26 protein-coding genes are annotated in these 22,200 nt (G+C 40.1%); 10 read left to right on the top strand and 16 right to left on the bottom strand.

Annotated elements, in window-relative coordinates; genetic code table 11:
* The first annotated feature begins 141 nt into the window (after positions 1–141).
* The 3 genes from ACK4HU_RS05240 (at position 142) to ACK4HU_RS05230 (ending at position 2,822) form a co-directional block, all read left to right on the top strand.
* Positions 142–591, top strand: a complete 450-nt coding sequence (locus ACK4HU_RS05240) for a GxxExxY protein (RefSeq protein ID WP_409803966.1) — start codon at positions 142–144, stop codon at positions 589–591.
* A 218-nt stretch (positions 592–809) separates the two neighbouring features.
* Complete coding sequence (locus ACK4HU_RS05235) at positions 810–1,388, top strand: Crp/Fnr family transcriptional regulator (protein ID WP_409803964.1); 579 nt, start codon at positions 810–812, stop codon at positions 1,386–1,388.
* Between the two features lie 57 nt (positions 1,389–1,445).
* Complete coding sequence (locus ACK4HU_RS05230; protein WP_409803962.1) at positions 1,446–2,822, top strand: NAD(P)/FAD-dependent oxidoreductase; 1,377 nt, start codon at positions 1,446–1,448, stop codon at positions 2,820–2,822.
* Between the two features lie 90 nt (positions 2,823–2,912).
* Here ACK4HU_RS05230 and ACK4HU_RS05225 read toward each other — a convergent pair whose 3' ends face one another.
* Complete coding sequence (locus ACK4HU_RS05225; RefSeq protein ID WP_409803960.1) at positions 2,913–3,323, bottom strand: hypothetical protein; 411 nt, start codon at positions 3,321–3,323, stop codon at positions 2,913–2,915.
* Between the two features lie 136 nt (positions 3,324–3,459).
* On the opposite strand from ACK4HU_RS05225, the gene ACK4HU_RS05220 reads away from it, so the two are divergent.
* Both ACK4HU_RS05220 and ACK4HU_RS05215 read left to right on the top strand, forming a co-directional pair.
* Positions 3,460–3,813 carry a D-arabinono-1,4-lactone oxidase gene (locus ACK4HU_RS05220; RefSeq protein WP_409803958.1) on the top strand — a complete coding sequence of 118 codons (354 nt, stop codon included), beginning with the start codon at positions 3,460–3,462 and terminating at the stop codon, positions 3,811–3,813.
* A gap of 125 nt (positions 3,814–3,938) precedes the next feature.
* A complete protein-coding gene (locus ACK4HU_RS05215) occupies positions 3,939–5,012 on the top strand; it encodes an alkaline phosphatase (RefSeq protein WP_409803956.1) in 1,074 nt (357 codons plus the stop codon).
* Positions 5,013–6,182: 1,170 nt separating this feature from the next.
* Here the strand turns inward: ACK4HU_RS05215 and ACK4HU_RS05210 are convergent.
* The 5 genes from ACK4HU_RS05210 to ACK4HU_RS05190 form a co-directional block, all read right to left on the bottom strand.
* A complete protein-coding gene (locus ACK4HU_RS05210) occupies positions 6,183–6,707 on the bottom strand; it encodes a hypothetical protein (protein ID WP_409803954.1) in 525 nt (174 codons plus the stop codon).
* Positions 6,708–6,719: 12 nt separating this feature from the next.
* Positions 6,720–8,015 carry a hypothetical protein gene (locus tag ACK4HU_RS05205; protein ID WP_409803952.1) on the bottom strand — a complete coding sequence of 432 codons (1,296 nt, stop codon included), beginning with the start codon at positions 8,013–8,015 and terminating at the stop codon, positions 6,720–6,722.
* An 11-nt stretch (positions 8,016–8,026) separates the two neighbouring features.
* A complete protein-coding gene (locus ACK4HU_RS05200) occupies positions 8,027–8,605 on the bottom strand; it encodes a YceI family protein (RefSeq protein ID WP_409803950.1) in 579 nt (192 codons plus the stop codon).
* Between the two features lie 332 nt (positions 8,606–8,937).
* Positions 8,938–9,150, bottom strand: a complete 213-nt coding sequence (locus tag ACK4HU_RS05195) for a hypothetical protein (RefSeq protein WP_409803948.1) — start codon at positions 9,148–9,150, stop codon at positions 8,938–8,940.
* Positions 9,151–9,168: 18 nt separating this feature from the next.
* Complete coding sequence (locus ACK4HU_RS05190; RefSeq protein ID WP_409803945.1) at positions 9,169–9,666, bottom strand: class I SAM-dependent methyltransferase; 498 nt, start codon at positions 9,664–9,666, stop codon at positions 9,169–9,171.
* Between the two features lie 641 nt (positions 9,667–10,307).
* Here ACK4HU_RS05190 and ACK4HU_RS05185 point away from each other — a divergent pair.
* A complete protein-coding gene (locus tag ACK4HU_RS05185; RefSeq protein WP_409803943.1) occupies positions 10,308–10,658 on the top strand; it encodes an MmcQ/YjbR family DNA-binding protein in 351 nt (116 codons plus the stop codon).
* A 219-nt stretch (positions 10,659–10,877) separates the two neighbouring features.
* On the opposite strand, the gene ACK4HU_RS05180 is transcribed toward ACK4HU_RS05185, so the two are convergent.
* The 4 genes from ACK4HU_RS05180 to ACK4HU_RS05165 form a co-directional block, all read right to left on the bottom strand.
* Positions 10,878–11,975, bottom strand: coding sequence for an endo-1,4-beta-xylanase (locus ACK4HU_RS05180; protein ID WP_409803941.1), 1,098 nt, complete (start codon positions 11,973–11,975; stop codon positions 10,878–10,880).
* Positions 11,976–12,282: 307 nt separating this feature from the next.
* Complete coding sequence (locus ACK4HU_RS05175; RefSeq protein WP_409803939.1) at positions 12,283–13,035, bottom strand: DUF3298 and DUF4163 domain-containing protein; 753 nt, start codon at positions 13,033–13,035, stop codon at positions 12,283–12,285.
* A 3-nt stretch (positions 13,036–13,038) separates the two neighbouring features.
* Positions 13,039–14,025, bottom strand: coding sequence for a methylmalonyl Co-A mutase-associated GTPase MeaB (gene meaB, locus ACK4HU_RS05170; protein ID WP_409803937.1), 987 nt, complete (start codon positions 14,023–14,025; stop codon positions 13,039–13,041).
* Positions 14,022–14,426 (bottom strand): hypothetical protein, encoded by a 405-nt coding sequence (locus tag ACK4HU_RS05165; protein ID WP_409803935.1) that lies wholly within the window; start codon positions 14,424–14,426, stop codon positions 14,022–14,024. Before ACK4HU_RS05165 ends, meaB begins: the two co-directional genes overlap by 4 nt.
* A gap of 54 nt (positions 14,427–14,480) precedes the next feature.
* Between ACK4HU_RS05165 and ACK4HU_RS05160 the strand changes: the two genes are divergently transcribed.
* Genes ACK4HU_RS05160 through ACK4HU_RS05150 form a run of 3 tightly spaced genes read left to right on the top strand, consistent with a single transcriptional unit; the run spans position 14,481 to position 16,092 of the window.
* The gene (locus ACK4HU_RS05160) at positions 14,481–15,023 is read left to right on the top strand and encodes a CopD family protein (RefSeq protein ID WP_409803933.1); all 543 of its coding nucleotides are present in this window, start codon (positions 14,481–14,483) and stop codon (positions 15,021–15,023) included.
* Positions 15,020–15,646 (top strand): SCO family protein, encoded by a 627-nt coding sequence (locus tag ACK4HU_RS05155; RefSeq protein ID WP_409803932.1) that lies wholly within the window; start codon positions 15,020–15,022, stop codon positions 15,644–15,646. Before ACK4HU_RS05160 ends, ACK4HU_RS05155 begins: the two co-directional genes overlap by 4 nt.
* Positions 15,643–16,092: a c-type cytochrome gene (locus ACK4HU_RS05150; protein WP_409803930.1), complete on the top strand. Its 450-nt coding sequence runs from the start codon at positions 15,643–15,645 to the stop codon at positions 16,090–16,092. Before ACK4HU_RS05155 ends, ACK4HU_RS05150 begins: the two co-directional genes overlap by 4 nt.
* Here ACK4HU_RS05150 and ACK4HU_RS05145 read toward each other — a convergent pair.
* Complete coding sequence (locus tag ACK4HU_RS05145; RefSeq protein WP_409803928.1) at positions 16,089–16,520, bottom strand: hypothetical protein; 432 nt, start codon at positions 16,518–16,520, stop codon at positions 16,089–16,091. The two genes, ACK4HU_RS05150 and ACK4HU_RS05145, sit on opposite strands and share 4 nt — an antisense overlap.
* Before the next feature lie 224 nt (positions 16,521–16,744).
* Here ACK4HU_RS05145 and ACK4HU_RS05140 point away from each other — a divergent pair, with 224 nt between their 5' ends.
* Positions 16,745–17,566 (top strand): aminotransferase class IV, encoded by an 822-nt coding sequence (locus ACK4HU_RS05140; protein WP_409803926.1) that lies wholly within the window; start codon positions 16,745–16,747, stop codon positions 17,564–17,566.
* A gap of 237 nt (positions 17,567–17,803) precedes the next feature.
* Here ACK4HU_RS05140 and ACK4HU_RS05135 read toward each other — a convergent pair whose 3' ends face one another.
* From ACK4HU_RS05135 to ACK4HU_RS05115, 5 genes are all read right to left on the bottom strand, one after another.
* Positions 17,804–18,562 carry a hypothetical protein gene (locus ACK4HU_RS05135; protein ID WP_409803924.1) on the bottom strand — a complete coding sequence of 253 codons (759 nt, stop codon included), beginning with the start codon at positions 18,560–18,562 and terminating at the stop codon, positions 17,804–17,806.
* Complete coding sequence (locus ACK4HU_RS05130) at positions 18,562–19,548, bottom strand: DNA cytosine methyltransferase (RefSeq protein WP_409803923.1); 987 nt, start codon at positions 19,546–19,548, stop codon at positions 18,562–18,564. Before ACK4HU_RS05130 ends, ACK4HU_RS05135 begins: the two co-directional genes overlap by 1 nt.
* 261 nt (positions 19,549–19,809) lie before the next feature.
* Positions 19,810–20,247: a hypothetical protein gene (locus ACK4HU_RS05125; RefSeq protein WP_409803921.1), complete on the bottom strand. Its 438-nt coding sequence runs from the start codon at positions 20,245–20,247 to the stop codon at positions 19,810–19,812.
* A 24-nt stretch (positions 20,248–20,271) separates the two neighbouring features.
* Entirely contained in the window at positions 20,272–21,570 is a 1,299-nt protein-coding gene (locus ACK4HU_RS05120; RefSeq protein WP_409803919.1) for an ABC transporter permease, read from the bottom strand.
* Positions 21,567–22,199, bottom strand: coding sequence for an ABC transporter ATP-binding protein (locus ACK4HU_RS05115; RefSeq protein ID WP_409803917.1), 633 nt, complete (start codon positions 22,197–22,199; stop codon positions 21,567–21,569). The genes ACK4HU_RS05120 and ACK4HU_RS05115 overlap by 4 nt, the downstream gene beginning before the upstream one ends.
* Position 22,200: the final 1 nt, after the last annotated feature.

The raw sequence follows: 22,200 nt of genomic DNA, 5'->3' as shown, positions 1-22,200 counted from the left end.
GAACGGCAAATTTGGCTGGAAAGAACTTTCATCTTCCTAGGTTTTTAAGTTAATTTATAACACACACGCCTCGTGGCGCACCGGATGTTCACTAATAAATTATTCGTGTTAATTAGTGTATCCGTGGCAAACTTATATTGTTTGATAGCTACAGATACACGGATATTCAGTAATCGATTTGTGATAAATAGAGCATTAGTGGCATATTTGAATATGGAATCGAATTTAATTTACAGAGAAGAGTCTTACCGTGTTATTGGTAAGTGCATGGAGGTTCATAATGAGCTCGGCCATGGATTTTTGGAAATTGTGTATAAGGATGCTTTGGAACTTGTTTTCAGACAAGATGGTATACCTTATGAAAGGGAAAAACCTTATGAAGTTTTGTTTAGAGGTGTATTACTACCACATAAATTTTATGCTGATTTTGTAGTGGAGGGTAAAATAATCCTTGAAGTCAAATGCGTTTCAGCCCTCACAGATGAACATATTGCTCAAACCATCAATTATCTTAAAGTCTCAGGCAATAAATTAGGTTTGCTGGTCAATTTTGGAAGAGGAAAGATGGAATATAAACGACTGGTATATTGATGCCACGGATGCACGGATGTTCACTAATGGATAATTCGTGTTGATCAGTGCATTTGTGGCAACCTTCAATCATCAACGGCTATAATACTTGATGTTTGAAAAGCCACGGAGTCCAGATTAATTTGACATATAATCGACCATGTCAATAATGACACCCAAAGTAATGAATATTGAAATGCGAGATTCCATCTGACCTTTAAAAGACAAATTATATACAGATGAAAAATAATACCTATTTCCATATTATATCAAAGTATTTTTCCACAATTCCTGACGCAAAAGGCATTGAATACCTGGAAGATTGTTTGGAAGAGACAACTTTTAAGAAGGGAGAATCGCCGATTCAGTTCTCAAAATACCACAATTTCGCTTACATTATCATCCATGGAGCAGCAAGAAGTTACTGCATCAAAAAAGACAAGGAATTTAATTTATGGTTTGCATTTGAAAATGATACAGTAGCATCCATTCAAAACTATAATGGAAAGCCGGCAAAAGAAACTGTAACGTTTTTGGAAGTAACCCACTGCTTAAAGATTGACCTTCCAAAACTACTTCTTTATTCAAAAACCGATTTCATCTGTAGTAACTTCATCAGAGCACTTCTTGAAGATTACATAGATTTTTTAGAAACGCGTTTGGGCATTTTTCAATTTCATGAGGGACTGGAGAGGTACCTTCATATTTTGGAAAATGAACCTGCCCTTATTCAACGTATCCCACTGACTTATCTGGCTTCTTACCTTGGTATTTCCAGAGAAACTTTAAGTAGGTTAAGGGCAAAGGCTGCTTTGTGACATATGTCAAGTGAATCTAATTTCCGGATTGATAATTTTGAAAAAAATATCAATGGAATGCAAAGAAATGATTTCCTGAAGTTAGTAGGATTAGGATCAGCTGCTTTTTTATTGACCTCCTTCAAGCCATTTAAACTTGATAAGTCAAAAGGGAAAGTAATCATTATTGGAGCAGGAATGGCCGGAGCTAGCGCAGCCTTTTACCTAAATCAAGAAGGATTTGAAATTGAAATTTTAGAAGCTAGAGATCGCATTGGAGGTAGAGTACATACCTTCGAAGAATGGGGTCACCCAATTGAGCTTGGTGCAGGATTTATCCATAGAGGTTCTCCTGAATCAGACTTAATCTGGAAGGAATCTCAAAAATTGAATTTGCTGACTAAAGCAACAGATTTTGAAAAAACAATGCTATTTGATCAAAATGGAGGAAAAATAGCCAAGTCAAATCTGATCAAGTTTTATGACAGGAAATTTGAACCAGCAGTGCTAAAAGCTTCTCAGGAAGTAAAAAACATCTTTTCAGATATTTCTTTAGAGGATATTTTTGAAAACAAGAATTTTATTTCAAAGGTAAATGATCAGGAAAAAGTAATAATTGATTTTATTATGCAGGGTTATCAGAACTCTATCAATACAAATCTGAAAAACGCATCTGCAAAATATTATTTAGAGGAAGCAATAATGGGTTCGGAAGGTAATGATCAAGCCATGTTGGGAGGATTTGTAAATATTATTGAGGCTCATTTAAAAGGTATTAGAGTTAATTTTAATTCTCCTGTAATAGAAATTGACGACCTAGGCAATAAGGTTGTTGTCAAAACCGAAAACGATACCTACGAGGCCGATTATGTGGTTGTTTCAGTCCCCTTAAGTATTCTAAGATCACAAGAGATAAAATTTAATCCCGATCTTCCGCCTTGGAAAAAAGAAGCATTCAATCAAATAGGTACAGGTCAATTTAACAAGATCGTTATGAAGTTTTCTGAAAAGTTTTGGAAAGGGAATAACGATGCATTTTTCTTTTCAAGTGAGATCAAGGATTCTTTTGGGTTGACTGTAAACTGGGATAAATACTCAAATCAACCAATTTTAATAGCCATGCCCGTAGCTGACGCAGCTTTATGGGTGGAAAAGCAAGATGCCGAAACCATCAGAAAAAAATGGGTAAACATCCTACATAAAGCATTCCCAAGAAAAAATATTGAAATAGTTGATCTATTGACTACGCATTGGGTTAGTGATAGCTATTCTCAAGGGGCATATAGTTATACACCGGTCGGATCAAGTAAAGAAATGTTTAACGCAATCGCTGAATCCGTAGGAAGAATACATTTTGCGGGAGAGGCAACATCCCCATTGAGTAATGGAACTGTGCATGGTGCATACGCTTCAGGCCTTCGGGAAGCAAAAAATATTAGTAACCCATACAAATAGTGTGATATTATCTAGTTTCAATGGTCTTTTGTTGATCCATAACCTTGAGGCACCGTTTTTAATGTTCATATGGCTCCAAAATACTAGAATTCAGTCCAATTCATTTTGAATCTGCTCTTCTAAAAAGTCCCTTCCAAAACTTAACTTTCCTGCCAAGGAGCTATTCGGATCAATCACCCTCCAAAATGGTGTGATGGATTCCAATGGGCTGCCTTGTTGCCATTTTTCGTAATTGGCCTCAGCCACGATACGTAAAAAAATCCCCGTGGTCACAGGGCAGGTGTATTCTGCCCTGTGTTCGAGGGCAAGATCCGTCCTGAGCGTTTTGAGGCTGACTCTTTTTCCTTTCCCGATGTTACGGACATATTCTTCAATGATTTTTGGATTGGCGATCAGCATCATGCATCCTGCCGGCATATCTGCAAAATCTTTATCCAAACGTTTGACCTGAGGGGCTTTGTCCTCTTCCAGTTTTTCTATCCAAGTTTTCTTTTTTGCCATATTATTTGCCTAAGTGGGTTTTAAGATTTACCATATAGTCTTCCATAGTCTTGTCCAGTTCCACAAATACATAGCTCAGTAACCTGAAAATAGGATTTTCTAAACGAATTACTTCTCTAAACACCACTTTAGTATTATGGCTGTTGCAGAAATGTCAGAGCAAATTAATCCTCACCTTTTTATTTCCGAAATCCGAAGCATCAAAGCGGATGATCTTTGGATGAGCACCTGCTATCAGCGTGACTCGATTGCGATTCACACGACTTGGAAGCAGGAAATTCCGGAAGTGACAGCTCTCATTTTGCAAATGGAAGAAAAGCTAAACCGTTTCAATCCTAGACCGCATTGGGCGAAACTATTCAGCATCCCAAGCGAAACGCTTCAGTCCAGATATCCCAAAATTGAAGATTTCAAGGCCTTACTCCAGAAACATGACCCTCAGGGAAAGTTTAGGAATGAATATTTGGATCGACATATTTTTGGGATTTAGGAATAGCTGGAATGAAAGCCATGATCAAGTCAGATTAAGCTTTGGTTAAACTTGACAAAAAACCTCAAAACCAGCATCTATATTCTATTTTAGCATTTAATAAACGCTTTAACCCACACTAGCTTATGTTTCGGAAATTCATTTTAGTACTAGCGCTCTTTACCATTCTCAGTCCAACATGGGCCCAAAAAAAAGCCAAAAACCCTAAAAACATCATCCTAATGATCGGTGACGGAATGGGTGTCTCTCAGATTTATGCAGGAATGGTGGGTAATTATGGGAACCTTAATCTGGAAAAATTCAAGGTGATCGGATTCCAAAAAAACCAAGCAACCAACAACTTCGTGACCGATTCAGCAGCTGGAGCCACGGCTTTAGCTTGTGGAGTCAAAACATACAATGGTGCGATTGGAGTAGATGAAAACGGAAACGCCGTGCCAACCATCCTCGAAATCGCAGAAAATAATGGTCTTGCCACCGGACTAGTGGCAACATGCTCCATCACCCATGCGACTCCGGCTAGTTTTATTTCACATCAGGCTTCCAGATCATTGGATGAAAATATCGCCTTAGATTTCCTAAATACAGACATCGATGTGTTTATTGGAGGCGGAAGGAAATTTTTCGCCAATCGAACTGACGGGTTGAACTTGATCGATTCTTTGAAAAACAGAAGCTATCAAATTGCCAATACCATCGAGGAAGTTCAGCAAATCAAATCAGGAAAACTTGCGGCCTTTCTTGCCGAGACGCAGCAGGACAAATTCTCTGAAGGACGTGGTGATGAATTGGTGAAATCGACCGAAGTGGCTTTGAATCTTTTGAAAACAAACAAAAAAGGAATGTTTTTGATGATCGAGGGCTCTCAAATTGACTGGGCAGGTCATGCAAACGACACGAAGTACATCGTCGATGAAATGATTGACTTTGACAATACAATAGGCAAAGTCTTAGAATTTGCTGCAAAAGACAGAAACACCTTGGTTATTGTCACTGCAGATCATGAAACCGGTGGATTTTCGATCAATAAGGGCGATACAAAAACAGGAATGGTAGAGGGTAAATTCACGACTGGAAGTCATACCGGAGTGATGATTCCGGTCTTTGCTTATGGACCGGGTTCGGAGGCTTTTGCAGGGTTTTATGAAAATGATGAGATTTTTCATAAGATGATTAAAGCTTACAAGTTCAAGAAATAAGCGAATCAGCAATTGGATGGGTACTTAGCAGCCTCTGTAGACTTGAAAAAATGATTTGAGTCAATAGTTTTTTTTTAAAACCACATAGCCTCATAGAGATCATAGTATAAAATCATTGATGAATGGAAGCTATGTGCCCCTATGTTTCTATGTTGTGAAAAACCTCCACAGCCTAAGCGGTAAAAAAAAAGCTTTAGCTTTTTCTCTGTGACCTTGAGAAAATTCTCAGAAAGCCAAAAGGCTTGAGGTTCTTTTTATTATCCTGAACCACTTAAACTCAAATTCTCTGTGTCCTCTGTGGTGAAAAATCTTTGCGTCACTTCGCGTGCTTTGCGGTAAAAAAAAGGTCGTGCCTTCAGCACTCGAAATTTGATTATTCTCATTTACCCAGCATTGCATACTGGGCTTTTACAGGACGTGCCGTTGGAACTTTTACACTGACTATTTCTGATAAAAAGCTTTAGCTTTTCCCCTCTGTGACCTTGAAAAAGGCCAACCTAGCCAAATAGCTGTAAAGTCCAATTTAAGGATTGCTCCCTAAATCTCTTTTCCTCTGAGAACTCTGTGGTAAAAATCCTTTGTGATTAAAAACCTTTGCGCACCTTTGCGAACTTCGCGGTAAAAAAAGATCGTGCCTTCAGCACTCGAAATTTGATAATTCTCATTTACCCAGCATTGCATACTGGGCTTTTACGGAACGTGCCTTCAGCACTTTTACACTGACTATTTCTGAAAAAAGCTTTAGCTTTTCCCCTCTGTGACCTTTAAAAAGGCCAACCTAGCCAATTAGCTGTAAAGTCCAATTTAAGAACTGCTCCCTAAATCTCTTTTCCTCTGAGAACTCTGTGGTAAAAAATCTTTCTGGTTAAAAACCTTTGCGCACCTTTGCGAACTTCGCGGTAAAAAAAGATCGTGCCTTCAGCACTCGAAATTTGATTATTCTCATTTTACCCAGCATTGCATACTGGGCTTTTACAGGACGTGCCTTTGGCACTTTTACACTGACTATTTCTGATAAAAAGCTTTAGCTTTTCCCCTCTGTGACCTTGAAAAAGGCCAACCTAGCCAAATAGCTGTAAAGTCCAATTTAAGGACTGCTCCCTAAATCTCTTTTCCTCTGAGAACTCTGTGGTAAAAAATCTTTTTGAAAAGGTTGCTCAATTTTTCACTTTACATCCCGAGATGAAGCTCCAAATCCAATTGGTTTTCGACCTTGATTAATCCTCCAAACTTACTGGGAGGACTTAACTTGAGCATATCAAAATTGAGGATCAGGTTAGCACTCATTCCGGTTGGATTCTTTTCTAGTAATAGATCGGGGAATACCAATTTTTGACCGACTAAGTCCAAAACCATTTTGCAATAAACTCTGCCGGATTTCAGTCTGAAATTAGAAACAGTCACTAAGACATTAGGATATTCTTTAGCCTTAAGCGTGGACCGGAAGTCATTGTTGAGGAGGAAATTTCCACAGGAGAAACTTTTGACAGGAATGATGAATTCCAGTGTTCTCAAGTCTCCTGTGGAATTTAATTTCAGCGTATCCGTCATTCCTACCCGAGAGAAATCGCAATCGAATTTACCTAAAGAGGTATACCCACTTACCTGAACTCTCTGCTGTGTGATGATCAGTTCTCCTCTCTCATGTGCGAGAGAGGAGAAAAAAAGGACCATCATTAGAATGAAGACTTGCATGATTTATTTGGTTTAGAAGCCTATCACTCCTTCGATCATCAGACCATTGAATCTACCGCCGTTGAACCTATCTGCGGCAGCGAAGCCGTTATAGTTTTGGCTGACATACTCCAATTTTGCAAGGACATTTTTAGTCACAAACCAACCACCGCCAATTTGGATTCTGTCGAGGCTAACCTCAAGTCCTGATCCAGCCAATGGACCTTTGACTTCGTTGTATCGGCCAGCCACGTAGAATTTTTCGCGGGCACCAAATCTATAGACCAAATCAGCACCTGTTTGATTCCAAGTTCTATCCTCAGCTTCATTTCTGGCTTTTCCGGTTGATCTTTCAAAGTTGCCAAAGAACTCCAAACCATGGAATTTGATGAATGGGTTGAAGACAAAAGCAGTAATGTTGTCTCTTTGTCCAGGGTTAAATCTACCTGAGGTAAAGTTTGCAGCAGTAGTGGCAAGCGTATTTTCCATTACTAGATAATATCTTGAACCTGCCCTGTCACCTCCCCAAAGGGTGTTGCCTTGAGATCCCTTAGTAGTAAGGACCGAACCTGTCAACCTTACTCTCAAATCATCAGTGAGGTATTTGTCATACCCGAATTTTCCGATAAAGTTTGGTTTTCTATTGTCTGGATTGGTTATGCCACCTTGGATTTCACCACCTGTGACCGCGACCATCGCCAACCATCCGTTGCTTTGGAAGAAGACTTCACCACCAACTTCAGTTGTAAATGCATCCATGATATAATTACCTATGAAAGGATTGTACATGGCATTACCGTTGTCAGATCTTCTAAAGTGCGCATCACCATAGTTGATTTCCATATGGCCTACCCGAACGGTAAGGTATTTATCAAACCAGTCGGTGTTACCCAAACCCAAAAAGCCCAATTTATCAACCTGAAGATATCCACCTTTTACCCAAGTTTCTGGGTGGTGTCTAGAGGAAAGATAGGTCGTCAGGTTCAATCTTAAACCATCTGCCAATTCAACGTCAATATTAAGGTTGGCAGTGGCAAGGTTGGTACCTGCACCAATATCGATAAGTTGATTGAGATTCACATTTTGTGCATTCAATACCGGTGATGCTGTGTTTTGATGGTTGAGGTTTTGCCATTGTTGTGCAAAGTGTCCTCCGATTCTTACTTTCATGCCTTCAAAAGCAACAGAATCTACTTTTCCTGTCTCAAAAACATTGACACCTCGTTGATCATAAGGTCTCCAATATTGGACATCTCGCTGTAATCCCTGAGCCACACCTGTGGCAGAGATCCCCGCAGCAAATACGGCGGACATTAGATACTTCTTCATAATTGTATGGATTATAGGGTAGGTTGAAATGTAGATTTGAAAGAAAGCTTGATCTCATCTTCGGTTTTCACCGTGCCAAGCAATGCAGTGGGAGGCGCAATTGAGAAGTTGGTAAGCCGTGTTTCAAGGCTTCCCTCAAAAGTCAGTTTCATGCCCGCAGCGCTCATTTTTACAGGGAAGCTTACCGATTTAGTCACTCCGGCAATGGTCAAATCACCCTTTGCCGAAAGGCTTGCGCCTTTTCCAGTCAATTCTTTGAGAACAAAACGAATCTCTTTGTTTTTATCAGTTTTAAGAGCTTTGTACGCATTGTTATCAAGACCCCTTGTACCACTCTTTAGCGTTTCTGCAACGAAACTGATGCTTAGACTTTTTGCTGATTTGAATTGCCCATTTTCAAGAACAAATACAGCTTGCCCTACTCCCTTCTCAGAAATCATCGCCCAATCATGAAGAGAGGAGCCACCTTCAATTTTAAAATGCGGGGAACCAGAAAGGGAATAGTTCGTCTGGGAGAAGCCTGCTGTTACACCAATCAGTAGACTGGCTGCCAGGAGGAAAAAGACTCGGAAATCGGAAAATCGTACCATCGCATTTAGGGTTTTTGATTATACAAATCTCCCTATTGATCATGGCATAAAAGGTGACGAAAGTCAGTAAACAGTATGATTGTTCACAGGTCACGAACTTCATTTTATGAAATATTATTCTGATTTATATATAAAAATAGCCAAATTCAATTTATTATTCTGTAAAATTAGGTTATTCAAAATACTATATATTTAATCAGTTAATTTACCAAACTTAATAGAGTAGATTGTTTTTTTATCCACCGAATCTCCTTTTGGCCTAAAAATCAGACTTGAAAAACTTTAATTCAAAAAGTTAAAATCAGTTTATTTTAGGATTAGAAAACTCAATTTTACTCGTCCTTCCCAAAAATCAAAAAATGCTGGATTTTCATAAACTGACCATTTTGCACCAGTCTGAATCCATTAGCTGTGAGTTCTTTCTCCACTTGTTTTACGGTCATCTTATGCAACGGTTTGATGGCAACTTCCGGGTCTTCACCTCGGTATTCAATCAAGAGAAGTTTACCCTCAGGCTTCAGAGATTTCCGAATGCCCGCAAGCATCTCAACCGGGTATTCGAGTTAATGATACACATCTACCATGATGACGAGATCGAGTTGATTTTCGGGGAGGTTTGGCGAGGTTTCAGACCCTTTGATAGGCACGACATTTTGGAAACCCAACTCTTCACTTTTGGTTCCGAGATACTGAATAGCATCGTCCTGAATCTCGACCGCATAGACTTTTCCATCGTTTACTTTGGGAGCAATTCGGAACGTATAATAACCCGATCCAGCACCCAAATCTGCCACTATACTTTCTGAAGAAATCGGAAGATTTTCGATGGCCAAAGAGACACTTTCCTCCTGTTCTCTACTGCGTCTTTCTAACCATTCTTTACCCTGAAATCCCATCACAAAGGAGATCTCCCTCCCCATGTAGACTTTACCAATTCCATCCATGCTGGCGACTTTGTAGGAGTAGGGAGAGTCAGCTGTTTTGGATTTATTTTGGGCCGAACAAGATAGGTTCAGGCAAAAGCTTAAACTCATCAAAAGTAGAATAGCAGGATTCTTCATCGAATTTTTTTCTTGTAAACACAGGAAGTTAAGACATGTTTTGGATTTTATTATCCTTCCCAAGTGTCTTCGAACAGTGTCCTTCCAAAAGGGTAAAGAAAGTAGAAGGCATGAATCTGGGCAGGCAAAATTCTGCACCCTCGGCTAGGATCAAACTTGATTTTCAAGTTTTGTTTAACGTTGATTTATGTGAAAGAAAGCATTTTCTAAATTCCGATTTTATCTTCAACTGATCCATAAAACAAAAACCAAAAGGTTCAAATTTCCAAAGACTTTACAACATTTAATTCATTGATTTTAGGCCCTTTAAAATCTTTCACTTCATCATCTGATTGCAGGAAATTTGATTTTTTGAAAACCGAAATATTATTTGGTTTGTGGAAAAAAATTGGTTTTTCTTGAATTTCAACCTTTCCAAATTTGCTTCAGGTGGATTTGTATTTCAAACAAGTAATTATAGATTTTCAGACTACTCTAAAAATTCAAATTCAGCCTTATTTTGGGAAAACCCATCGTTTTCAGATTCGCTTCGGTGTGGGAAAACATTCAATTTATTCCTCTTTTTCTTTTCCTTCACCTTTAATTCAAACTAGGTGCATTTCTGAATTTTAGCTAGCTTCGGAGGATAACCACCAAAATCTATGCTTGATTTTTTTCGCTCTCTTGCTCTTACTTTTCCAGAAACTATAGAAACTCCTCACTTCGAAAAAACATCTTTTCGAGTCCGGAAAAAGATCTTCGCTACCTACGATTACAAGACCCGACTGGCCTGCCTGAAACTCTCCGAAAAGAACCAAGATCTCTTTTGCCTCTTCGAATCCAAACTGATTTTTCCCGTCCCAAATAAGTGGGGAAAACAAGGCTGGACCTTAGCCAAAATTGATAATTTGGAGGAGGAAATAATCAAGGATTTGCTCCTTGCCGCTTACAATGAGGTGGCACCTGAAAAACTGAAAATACCACCTTCCAACCCCTACTCCACCCCTCTGTGAAAATCAAATTTTCCTCCTCATTTAAGTCGAGCTTTTCTTTTGGGATGATTGCAAAAATCCCCAAGGTCACCGGGCAGATTGCATTGCGGAGCTTTTAGCCAACCATGACCCAAATTGGATGGTCTACTACATTGGATCTCCGACAGATGAATTTGTCCCGATTACTTTTGTCGAGCGAAGAGAAAAAAACAAAGTCCAATCAACATATTGACTTTAGGTCTATTCTATACCTTCAAGAAATCCTTCTTTCAATTTCATTTGCCGATCAAAAAGCAATGCGTAATTCGTTCGCCCTCTGACAGGCCAATTGTTCAACCAACTTCGGCCATCGTGGAGCCCCCAGAAAGTTACTCGGCTGATCTTGTCAGAATGCTTTCTGAACACGTTGAAAATCGAAGCATAACGATCTATTAGCTGCTGTTCAACATCGGCAGGAAGACCGTTTTTATAGGGATTCCATTCTTCGGATTCAGCAAAGTTGATATTTAAGTCCGCACCTTGTGAATTATTTGGTCGGGGTAACACATCCACGTCAAGTTCGGTGACATGGACTTGAAATCCTGCGGCATGGATATCCACAATTGCCTGTTCGATTAAATCCAAAGCAGGCGAATTCAAGCGATAATGCCCCTGCATTCCAATTCCGTCAATCCGAATCCCTTCAGCTCGAAGTTCTTTAGCTAATGACAGAATAGCCTTTCGCTTTTCAGGAATCCAGACGTTGTAGTCATTGTAGTATAATTCCACATTGGGATCGGACTCATTTGCTTTACGAAAAGCAGCTTTGATAAACTCTTTCCCAGTGATGTTGTACCAATGGGTTTTGCGCCAAGTGCCGTCATCTTCAAAAGCTTCATTGACCACATCCCACCCATCAATTTTCCCCTTGTAGCGCCCCACCACGGCGGAAATATGGTCTTCCATTCGCTCAATTAACTTTTCTTGATTGATAAATTCTCCGTCTTCATTCTGAAAAACCCATATCGGAGTCTGCTGATGCCAAACCAAGGTATGACCGATGGTAAATGCATTCATTTTTTCACCCAAAGCCACATAAGCATCCCCAAATTCAAAATTGTATTCCCCCTCCTTTGGATGAACTGGGCCCCATTTCAGTCCATTTTCGGGACTGATGGAACTGAAATGAAGATTCAAAAGGGAATCCGCACCAACTTCCTTTCCCATCACCTGACCTGGATTCAAGGCAGCTCCAATAAAAAATTCATTATAGAATTTACCTTTCAATCCAGTCGGGGTATCCTTTTGAAATGAAACCAGAAGAGGAAAAAGCAGGAAAAGAAGCGTCAATTTTTTCATGCTCCAACTTACTCGCTTTTCACCTTAAACAGAAGAAATCAAGCTGACAAATCCCTAAAAAGCTTGATTTTTAGCAGAATACAGGTATTCCTCTAATTACACCCTTATATCCCAAGTTCTAGATTAGATAAACCAAAATGTGCATATTCTTAATCTTACCAGAAGTTTAAAGAAGAGACTATAACACTTGATTATAGGCATTCATCGGTCACCAGTCACCTGACCTGCCTTTGCCGGTAGCCAGGCATCTGACCCATAACCAAAAGAAATTCGCCTACTGGTGGATGCGAATAGTCATAAACCAAATTTACCACCTCAGCGCTGTGGGAACTTCTTCTCTGGAAAATTCAAGCTCTGTGTAACCCATCGCATAGGGACCAATCTCATATGGAACATAGATCACCCAAAATTTATCCTCCTTGAATCCCATCGCATTTGCTAAGAAAAATCCGGTTTCGGGAAGGAAAAACCTACCATCATCGGCCAACTTAGCCCCCTTTTCCACTTCATGGTATTCTTTGAATTTCTTTTCACTTAAGTTAAAAAAAGTAGTCTCATCCAGTATCAACTGATCATCACTCAGTGCATTTCCCGTTTTTGGATCAAAGTTTAAAAAGGAAACCATACTATTCGGATGTGCGCCCCCGAGAAAGCTGAACTGTGTAAAATAGATACTTAAAGTACTGTCAGAACGATAAGAGACTTCAGCAGAGGCTTCGATTTCCCATCCACCATAGGAGTCTGGCATTTCTGCCTTGAATGATTCGAAAGACCTGAAATACTTAGAAATCATCGTGTCCAAAGGAGCAATATCTTCTCCTGTTTGCATTAGTAAAGCCATCTTGTCTTCGATAGCCCGATTGATTTTTTCGGTTGCCGCTCCACCCGATGCAACTGGCCATGAGAGCTTCAACTTTGCGCAGTTCTCGCCAACACAGGATTCTTTTTCCAGTGTTTCGGTACGAAATGTAAGTTGTGATTCTGATTCAGTTTCCAAGGCTTGGTCTTTTGGCTTGCAGGAAACCAAAGCGATAAAAATCATTATAGAGAAAATTCTCATAGGTTATTTCTTGAAGAAAAGCTGAATTAAAGATTTTGCTAGTTTGCTGGGGTTGAGTTCGCCTTTTTGAACTTTGGGCTTTCTGTCTTCCAGCATCTTTTGAATGATTGGGTCCTTTAGGAATGCCTGTCCAAGCAAAAATTGGATCTGATCATCCAGCCAATTCAGCCGTTGAGCTGCTCTGTTGGTTTCCCAAAAACCATTCCCTTTCATTTGATCCAGGTATTTTTGAACTAAATTCCAAACTTCTTCCAAACCCTCACTTTCTGTCGAAGATGCCAAAAGAACTTTTGGAGACCAATTTTTATCTGCTAATGGAAATAAATGAAGTGCAGTTTCATAGTTCACTCTGGCTTTTTTTGCCATCGACAGATTATCACCATCAGCCTTGTTTATCACCAAAGCATCGGCCATTTCCATGATTCCTTTTTTGATGCCCTGAAGTTCATCTCCAGCCCCAGCAAGCATCAGCAGCAAAAAGAAATCCACCATATTCTTCACGGCGGTTTCACTTTGGCCCACGCCCACGGTCTCCACCAATATCACATCAAAGCCCGCCGCTTCACAAAGCAACATGGCTTCCCGGGTCTTTCCAGTCACACCGCCTAAGGTTGATCCCGTTGGACTCGGACGAATAAATGCCCGCTTATCCGCGGAAAGCGTTTCCATACGTGTCTTATCCCCCAAAATACTCCCCTTAGTCAACTGACTACTCGGATCGATCGCCAACACGGCTACTTTTTTACCCTGATCAAGAAGCATTTTGCCAAAAGCCTCAATAAAAGTACTTTTCCCTACTCCAGGGACACCAGTGATGCCGATGCGAATGGAATTTCCAGTTTCTGGAAGCAGGGATTGCACCAGTTCAGAAGCCAAATTCTGATCAGATTCCAGCGTACTTTCCACCAAAGTGATTGCTTGGCTTAGGATCACACGATTTCCCGCTTTAACTCCTTTAAGAAAATCAGTTAGGTGAAGTCTTTTCTTCATCGATTCAAAAGTTGAAATCGGCTTTCGCCCATGGGAGTTTTTTCATATGCTGCCAAGAGAAATTCTTGAAACTCAAGCGGAAAATAGGGTTCAGTCGGAGAAAGTTCAATCTTTTGAGAATGCTTTTCTGAGAAAAAGAAAACCAGCGTCTTCCCATACTTAGTATGCGGCTGGGCATCGGCAAAATCCTTCATCCAACTTGTATCTGAATCCAAAGCTCGGATTGCATAAATCCTCAGGACAGGCCCGGTATTATTTTCATTTCGATAGAATCCGATTTCTTCATATTTCCCCTCAAAACGCTCCAATCCGGGCTGGGAAAGGCTGGAACTAACGATCTGAAACAGGACAATCAGCACTATGCCTCCGATCAAATAGAAAATGAGTTTGTTCCTTTTCAAAAACTTTGGCGGGTTTACAAGGTTTAGACCTTAATTTAGCCCAAAATTCTGACAATGGCTTTCGAGTACCTCAAGGCACTTCACATCATTTTCGTAGTCACTTGGTTTGCAGGGCTTTTCTATATCGTCCGCTTATTTATCTACCAAACCGAAGCGCTCCAAAAACCCGAACTGGAACGAAACATCCTGAAGCCTCAGCTTGACCTGATGGCGAGCCGACTTTGGTATATCATTACTTGGCCGTCTGCGATCCTGACCTTGATATTTGGCACTTGGGTTTTGAGTTACCGATGGGGATACATGGAGTTAGGATTCATGCATGCGAAACTTGGTTTTGTGTTTTTGCTATATATCTATCATGGATTTTGTCATGTGCTTTTCAAAGAATTGCAAACCGGAAAAAGCCGCTGGACCTCAACTCAGCTCCGAATTTGGAACGAAGCTTCTACAATTTTGCTTTTTGCTATAGTATTCCTCATTGTCTTGAAAAGCACGCTGAGCATGGTTTGGGGGATATTGGGATTGATTGGATTATCGATCACGCTGATGCTCGGAATCCGGCTTTACAAAAAATATAGACTCAAAAAAGAAAAATGAAGACCCCTACTATTCTATTCGTACTCACTTTAATTATTGGGTTTTCTTGCAAATCAGAGTCTGAAAAGACATCCCCCACACTCCCAATCATGGGCGAGCGGTATGTGGATGACAATAAAGACACTGTGTTCCACAAGATCGCCGATTTTGCCTTTATTAATCAACTCGGTGACACCATCACCAACGAGGAGGTGGAAGGAAAAATCTATGTCGCCGATTTCTTTTTTACCTCCTGCCCTACGATCTGCCCGATCATGAAAAAGGAGATGCTTCGGGTATATGAAAAATACCAAGATCAGTCAAACTTCATGATTCTTAGCCATTCCATAGATCCCACCCATGATACGCAAGCCGTGCTAAAAGATTATGCTGAAAAACTGGGGGTAGAAGACGCCTCTACATGGAATTTCCTAACAGGTGACCAGGAAAAAATCTTTGAGATCGGCCAAACCAGCTACCTGACCACCGCAATGGCAGATCAACAAGAACCCGGAGGATTTCTGCACAGTGGGGCTTTTCTTCTGATTGATGGAAATGGCAGAATCAGAGGCGTCTATGATGGCACCAAGTCTGACCAAGTGGATCGCCTGATTTCAGATATCCCAAAATTGTTAAACAAATGAGGAGTCTTTCACTCATCGCACTCATTCTCTTACTCTTTTCCTGTGCTCCAAAATCCAGCAACGATGAAAATACTTTGGCGCAGATCAGTGATCCGGAAGTGTTAAAATTTGCTATTCCAGGCAAAGCGCTTTACGAAAACTACTGTGGGAATTGCCATCAGTCCGATGGGAAGGGCTTGGGAAAACTCATCCCACCATTGCGAGATTCTGATTATTTCAAAGCTAGTGTTCACCGCACCGTATGGATTATCCGACATGGGCAACAGGGAGAAATCACTGTGAATGGAGAAAAATACAATCAGGCAATGCCTGCAAACCCAAATCTAAAACCACTGGAAATAGCCCAAATAACAACGTACGTTTATAACATTTGGGGAATGAACGAAGGCGTGATTACCTCCTCGGCAATCGAAAATTATTTAAAAAATAAGCCTGAAAACTATTAATTATTTAACAGGGAGTCTGCTTTGGATAGTGCGGTTTTCATTAATCGGTTGACCTCACTTACCGAAATCATTTGCTCATCAAGGTAAGTCTTCACTTCTTCCGAATTGCGATCTCCATCCTCCGTGTCATATTGACGCATCCAGACAAACATGGCTTCATAGGCTTGGTCTAATTCTACCGCCAATACTTTCAACTCTTGAACCTTGGCTGAATCTACTGAATCCATTGCAGCAAATTCATTAGCTTTTTGCAGTGCCTTTTTTTCAAAAGACTTGATTTGACCCATCTTCGGCATCACTTCATCATGGACTGCGATGACCTCCGATCTTCTTTCGGCATTCAATTCCTTTTGGCTTGGCCCACAAGACTGAAGCAACAAAATGAAAGTAAAAATCAAAGTAATACGACCAAATTTTATCAATTTCATTTTTTTACTCTATTAAGGTGCAATTTTTTCTTTCTTTAATTAAAGTTTAAATGTAAATATTCATTCTCGGAAAAATATAAGAATTCATGTTAATTTTAGGAGGTAATTTACACAAGTAAAGAAGTTGAAACTGCCTGAAGAAAACAGGAATGACAAAAAAAGTCATGCACTTGGATACCTAAAAGTTCGATAGCCATTTGGAGGCCTTTAAATAAAATAATACAATGAAACCATTTTGCTTTGCTGACGGATTAATCATTCCAACTGAATCTGCAACCCTTCATCCCATGGACTTGGGATTGATTCGCGGCTATGGAATATTCGACTTCTTTCGCACGGTTAATTATTCCCCGCTTTTCTTGGAGGATTACCTCAATAGATTCATCTCTTCAGCTGAAAGGACATTCCTTCCCCTTCCTTATTCGAGGGCTCAACTAAGTGAAATCATCTCCTTGTTGATCGAAAAAAACAACCTTGAAAACGGCGGCTTAAGAATGGTTTTGAGTGGTGGAGTCTCGGAAAATCACTTTTCACCTGCAGAAGGTAAACTTTTTATTTTTGCGGAATCACTCTCTCTTCCTGCCGAAGAAAAGTTCAGAGATGGAATTAAATTATTGACTCTCGAATACGTCAGACCCATCGCTGATATCAAAACCACCAATTATACACTTCCGGTATGGCATAGTGTCAATTGGAAAAGATTGGGTGCTGAGGATGTGCTTTATCATTGGAATGGCTGGGTAAGCGAGAGTTCCCGGAGCAATTTTTTCATTGTAAAAGATGGGGTCCTTCATACTCCAGACCAGCATATTCTTCATGGAATCACCAGAAAGCATATATTGGATTTAGTGAAAAATGCAGTGATCCGACCGATTTCACTGGAGGAAGTTTGGGAAGCAGACGAGGCATTTATCAGCAGTACTACCAAAATTCTACTGCCAGTAACCCAACTGGACGATCGGAAAATAGGAACTGGCAAACCGGGACCTGTGACTATGGATATCCTGGAAAAATTCAGAGCCTTAGAAAAGGTTACCGTTGCCTAAAGTTGAAAAAAGCTCCGAAATGAACCACAAATATTTCTGAAAAATCTCTTACAAAATCACAACCTGTTTTGTAGTAGATTTTTATCCGTATTTTTTTCATCCTATTAAAAAGAAATAAATAACAAGATTAAATGATGTAAAATATTTGCGGAAGTTTGGGAGGATTTTGGAAGGGAAGTTCCGAGTATTATTTGATTCCCTTTAATAACTTGAAATTTACCAATGGATTAATTCTACTTAACCTTCTCTTTTTTCAACACTTATCCAACTTTTATCAAATCCCATTGCATCAAGAATTTTCCCCTTTTCCAAAGGCTCAGGCTGTTTAAGTTTTATAACCAAACTATCATTTGGAACATCCTCAATTATTGTAAATTGGGAGCCGTGTGGTTGCCAAACAAATCTCTTGTTTCCTGTATTTTTATGGTATCCTTCCAAGTTTTTATTTTTATTCCATCCAAATACAAACAATTCCGGATCGTAGCGGATCGTTTCAAATTCAAAAACAGCAACTTGGGAAAGATCTGTTGATTTTACCAGAACGACAGTTCGAAGGTTTTTATATTTTTCTCTAATTGAACTCACCCGCTCGTTCCAAATTCTTAAAATCAAATCCCCTATTACATTCGGATCAGCACTTGGATCAATTGTTCCTCCATAAGAATAAACCGGAGAATTACGGCCAGAAATGAGTCTAACCTTAACCAGATTTCTAAAGTCCCTTACAGAAGATTTGACTGTTTTGGCACCCCAAGCTGTGTTCCCCAATACCACATCATCCAAACCTACATTTGAAGGTTTCCACTCCGCCCCTATACAGCTGGCGAAAATCTCCTCCCATTCTGGTCCTTCCAAAACTGCCTTGCCTTTGGTGGCAAGCAAGTATATTATCTCTCGACCAAGAATAAATGGAAATTCTGAATTAAATTGATTTAAAAGAAAAGGTGGATACGTTTTACTTACCGTACGCAACCGGGGTGAGTTTTGGTCCTCCATCAGATCCGGTTATATTGAATATCGTATTCCCTAAGCAAAACTGCCTCGTCTAATGAAACGGCAACATATGGCAAAAGCTTTTGCAGTACAGCTTTAATCATGTTTACAGGTATAGAATTCCCTGCCTGCTTTCTGGCCTGTCCATCATTTTCAATGATTTTGTACCAATCAGGAAAGCCTTGCAATCTGAACATTTCCCTTGGCGTAAGTCTACGTTCTCCATTAACCAATAAATAGTTATATGATGCTCCTGCACGTAAAGCACAAGAATAAGGATATGAGCAAATATTTCCTGATTTGTTTTCGTGCCAGATCGATGGATAATATGAAGTCTTATGACTTTCTTTCCGCTTTTCCCTTATGTATTCAGAGGCAAAATGTTTATGACTTACCTCTGATTCCAAAATTTCAGAAAGTGGCTTGAAAGGTCTGACTGGAGTTGGAAAAGTAAACAAAATGGGTTCCCTATGACCTATAATAACAACACGCTCCCTCTTTTGCGGTAGTCCATAATCCAGTGCATTCAATACGCTATATTGAACATGGTAACCTAGATCTTTCAGTGTGTGAATAATTATTTTCAAGGTATTGCCCTTGTCATGTCCAACCAATTGTTTGACATTTTCAAGAACAAAAGCCTTTGGTTTTTTTGCCTTTAGAATTCTGGCAATATCAAAAAACAAAGTCCCTCTAATATCATTCATTCCTTGTCTATTACCAATAATACTGAATGGCTGACACGGAAATCCAGCAAAAAGTAAATCATGATCAGGAACGTTATTTTCGTCAATTTTAGTAATATCTCCCAAAGGTCGATCCCCAAAGTTAAGCTCATACGAGTCTTTGCAAAACTCATCAATATCTGAAGACATTACACATGCCGGAACTATGTCCACTGCTTCACAAGCTTCTTCAAAAGCAACACGAAAGCCCCCAATTCCGCAAAAAAGATCTATATATCGAACCCTTTCTCTTCTATCGTACATAAATTCAAATTTAGTATTCTACTTTTCTAATCAAAATTCTTCCTAAAATTAATCAGGTTACCCAAAGTTGTTTCAATCATAATAAACTCCACAATAAGATTGTCGCAAATTGACACTCTTTGTAGAAAAATATTCCTAGAGCATATAAATTAGTTATGGGCATTTAGAATGCAACCCAAGGATTGCCAAAATCACGAAATTTCCTTTCAAAAAAAGAGTAGGAGGAATTTTAATAAAACTCCGAAAGGAGCTTTTTCTCTTTTATTCTGAGATCAACCTCGCATCCTTCAGGATATACATCAGCTTCTCCGGATCATTGGAATTGAGCGTTAGCTTACCTCTTACTGTTACCCGCTTGGAAGTGTACTTAATTGGACTAGCCATCATCACTTCCATCACAGTCTCGGGCCCACCGGAACCGCAAAAAAAACATTCTGCCAAAGGCAAACTGGAAAGGATAATGTGCTCGGGTTTAAACATCCCTTCGAAAGGAATGATGTAGCCATCTGCTTCTACTTCTTTACCTTCCAATTTTTTGATTTGATCGGAGAAAACAGGAATGTATAACTCTCCAAATTTGTCCTCACTGATTTTATAAGATACTTCAGACAAGCTTTTCCATATTCCCTGAGCTTTGGCTTCTGACGCTAGAAAACCAAATGACAGAATCACAACCAGAATAAAACTCCACTTTTTCATTTCGAATATTTAATTAAATGCTAATTACGCCTTTGTCAACTGCTTTGCAATGCTTGTTTGATAAGCTGACCAAGCCGGAATGATAGACGCTACCACACCGACTACTAACGCATAACCTATGATCCAAAGTTCTTCTTTCAGAAAAATCCACGGCTGAAGTGCGGCTACCACGTTTTGATCGCCCTGCTTGACCAAAAACCAGAGGAACGTATGGCCCAAGGCAATCCCAAATACTGCGCCCATAAATGTCAGCATGATCCCCTCCAGAAAAATTAAAGCCAACAATTGACCTCTTGATGCTCCAATCGCTCTGAGAATTGCCAAATCATATTTTCGCTCCTTTAAAGAATTATAGAGTGCTATGAAAATACCAAGGCCGGCTATTACAATCAGAATTAAGGCTATGCCCTGTAGCAAGCTGATCCCAACACCCAATAATTCAAATAGTCTTGACATTTCGAAAGAAGGTGAAGCCGCTTGCATGGAAGTGGCTGAGTTGATCATTCGAGGTAATTGGACCGATGCGATTGGATTTCGGTACTGGAGAAGGAGAGTAGTCACTTCCCGATCTTTATAGGAGACAGGAAATCCGGTCTTGGCTACTGGAGAGTGAAATTGAGCATGGTCGTCATGCTCACTTTCGCCATTTTCATCTATATCAGCTGATACGGAATCCATCTCTGAGTCTTCTTCAACGACTTCACTTCCTTCATCATGAGAATACCAGACCGATTCGATACTGGTCATGATCAATCGATCAACCACATTTCCCCTCGGTTTAAGTATGCCTGCCACCACAAAATTATGCTCATCATGGTCATGACTTCCTACACTGATTCCATGACTCGACGTAAATTCATCACCCAGCTTGAGATTTAATTTTGCAGCAATTTCAGAGCCCAAAACCACCTCAAAAGGCAATTCCCAGGCTTTCCCTTCAGCGAATTCCACTGCATAAAGTTCGAGGTAGTCATGATTGGTACCTACGATTCTATAGCCTTGATAATTATCCCCAAGAGCAAGCGGAATTACGTTTTTAACGAGTCGATTGCGGGTTAAATTCTGGGCATCCTCCATCTTGATATTACCCGTGGGAAAATCCACGTGATAGACCGACGACAGAATCAATTGAAGCGGACTGCCTTTGGCACCAACCACCAGATCAATCCCCGCTGCATCCTGATTCATCTTTTTCTCAAACTGATCTTGGATGAGGAGCAGGACAGTGATGATGGCCAAACCCAGGGCGAGTAAAAAGACATTCAAACCCGTCGAAAGCGGTCGAAAAGTCAGGTATTTCCAGCTGATCTTGAATAAGTTCATGAGGCGATGACTTCGATGTAGTTGGGAATATGATTTTTCACCCGCTGATCGTGTGTTACTATAATCAAAGCAGCACCAATTTTTTCAGCTTGAGTTTTAAGGAGGCGGATGACTTTTTCGGTATTTTCATCATCCAAGCTAGAAGTTGGCTCATCAGCCAAAATCAACTTTGGGCTATTGGCCAATGCCCTTGCAATGGAAACCCGCTGCGCTTCACCTTCACTTAGTGTTAACACTGAAGCGTTGGCTTTATCACTTATGCCAAGATCCAAAAGTAAAGAGTTGATATCCTGACCTTTTTTCTTGCTGAAAAAATGAGCGAGCTCCAGATTCTGTCGCACATTGAGTGCGGCTATCAAATGCGGCTTTTGGAAGACAATCCCGATATTTTTCCCTCGAAACAGGTCTAATTCCTGACCTGAAATAGAAGATAATTTTACACCGTTGAGTAAAACTTCTCCCTGCTTTGGCTGGAGAAGCCCCGCCAGGAGATTTAGAAATGTAGTCTTACCGCTTCCTGAATTACCCAAGACCAACAAGGCATGTCCTGAATCAAGACTGATGTCCGGAAAGGTGATCAGCGCTTGACCCGAATACGCATACTGTAAGGAATTTGATTGTAGAAACATA

This window comes from Algoriphagus sp., assembly GCF_046296635.1.
In the GTDB taxonomy this organism is placed as follows: Bacteria; Bacteroidota; Bacteroidia; order Cytophagales; family Cyclobacteriaceae; genus Algoriphagus.
This window is presented reverse-complemented; position numbering and strand designations above follow the sequence as displayed.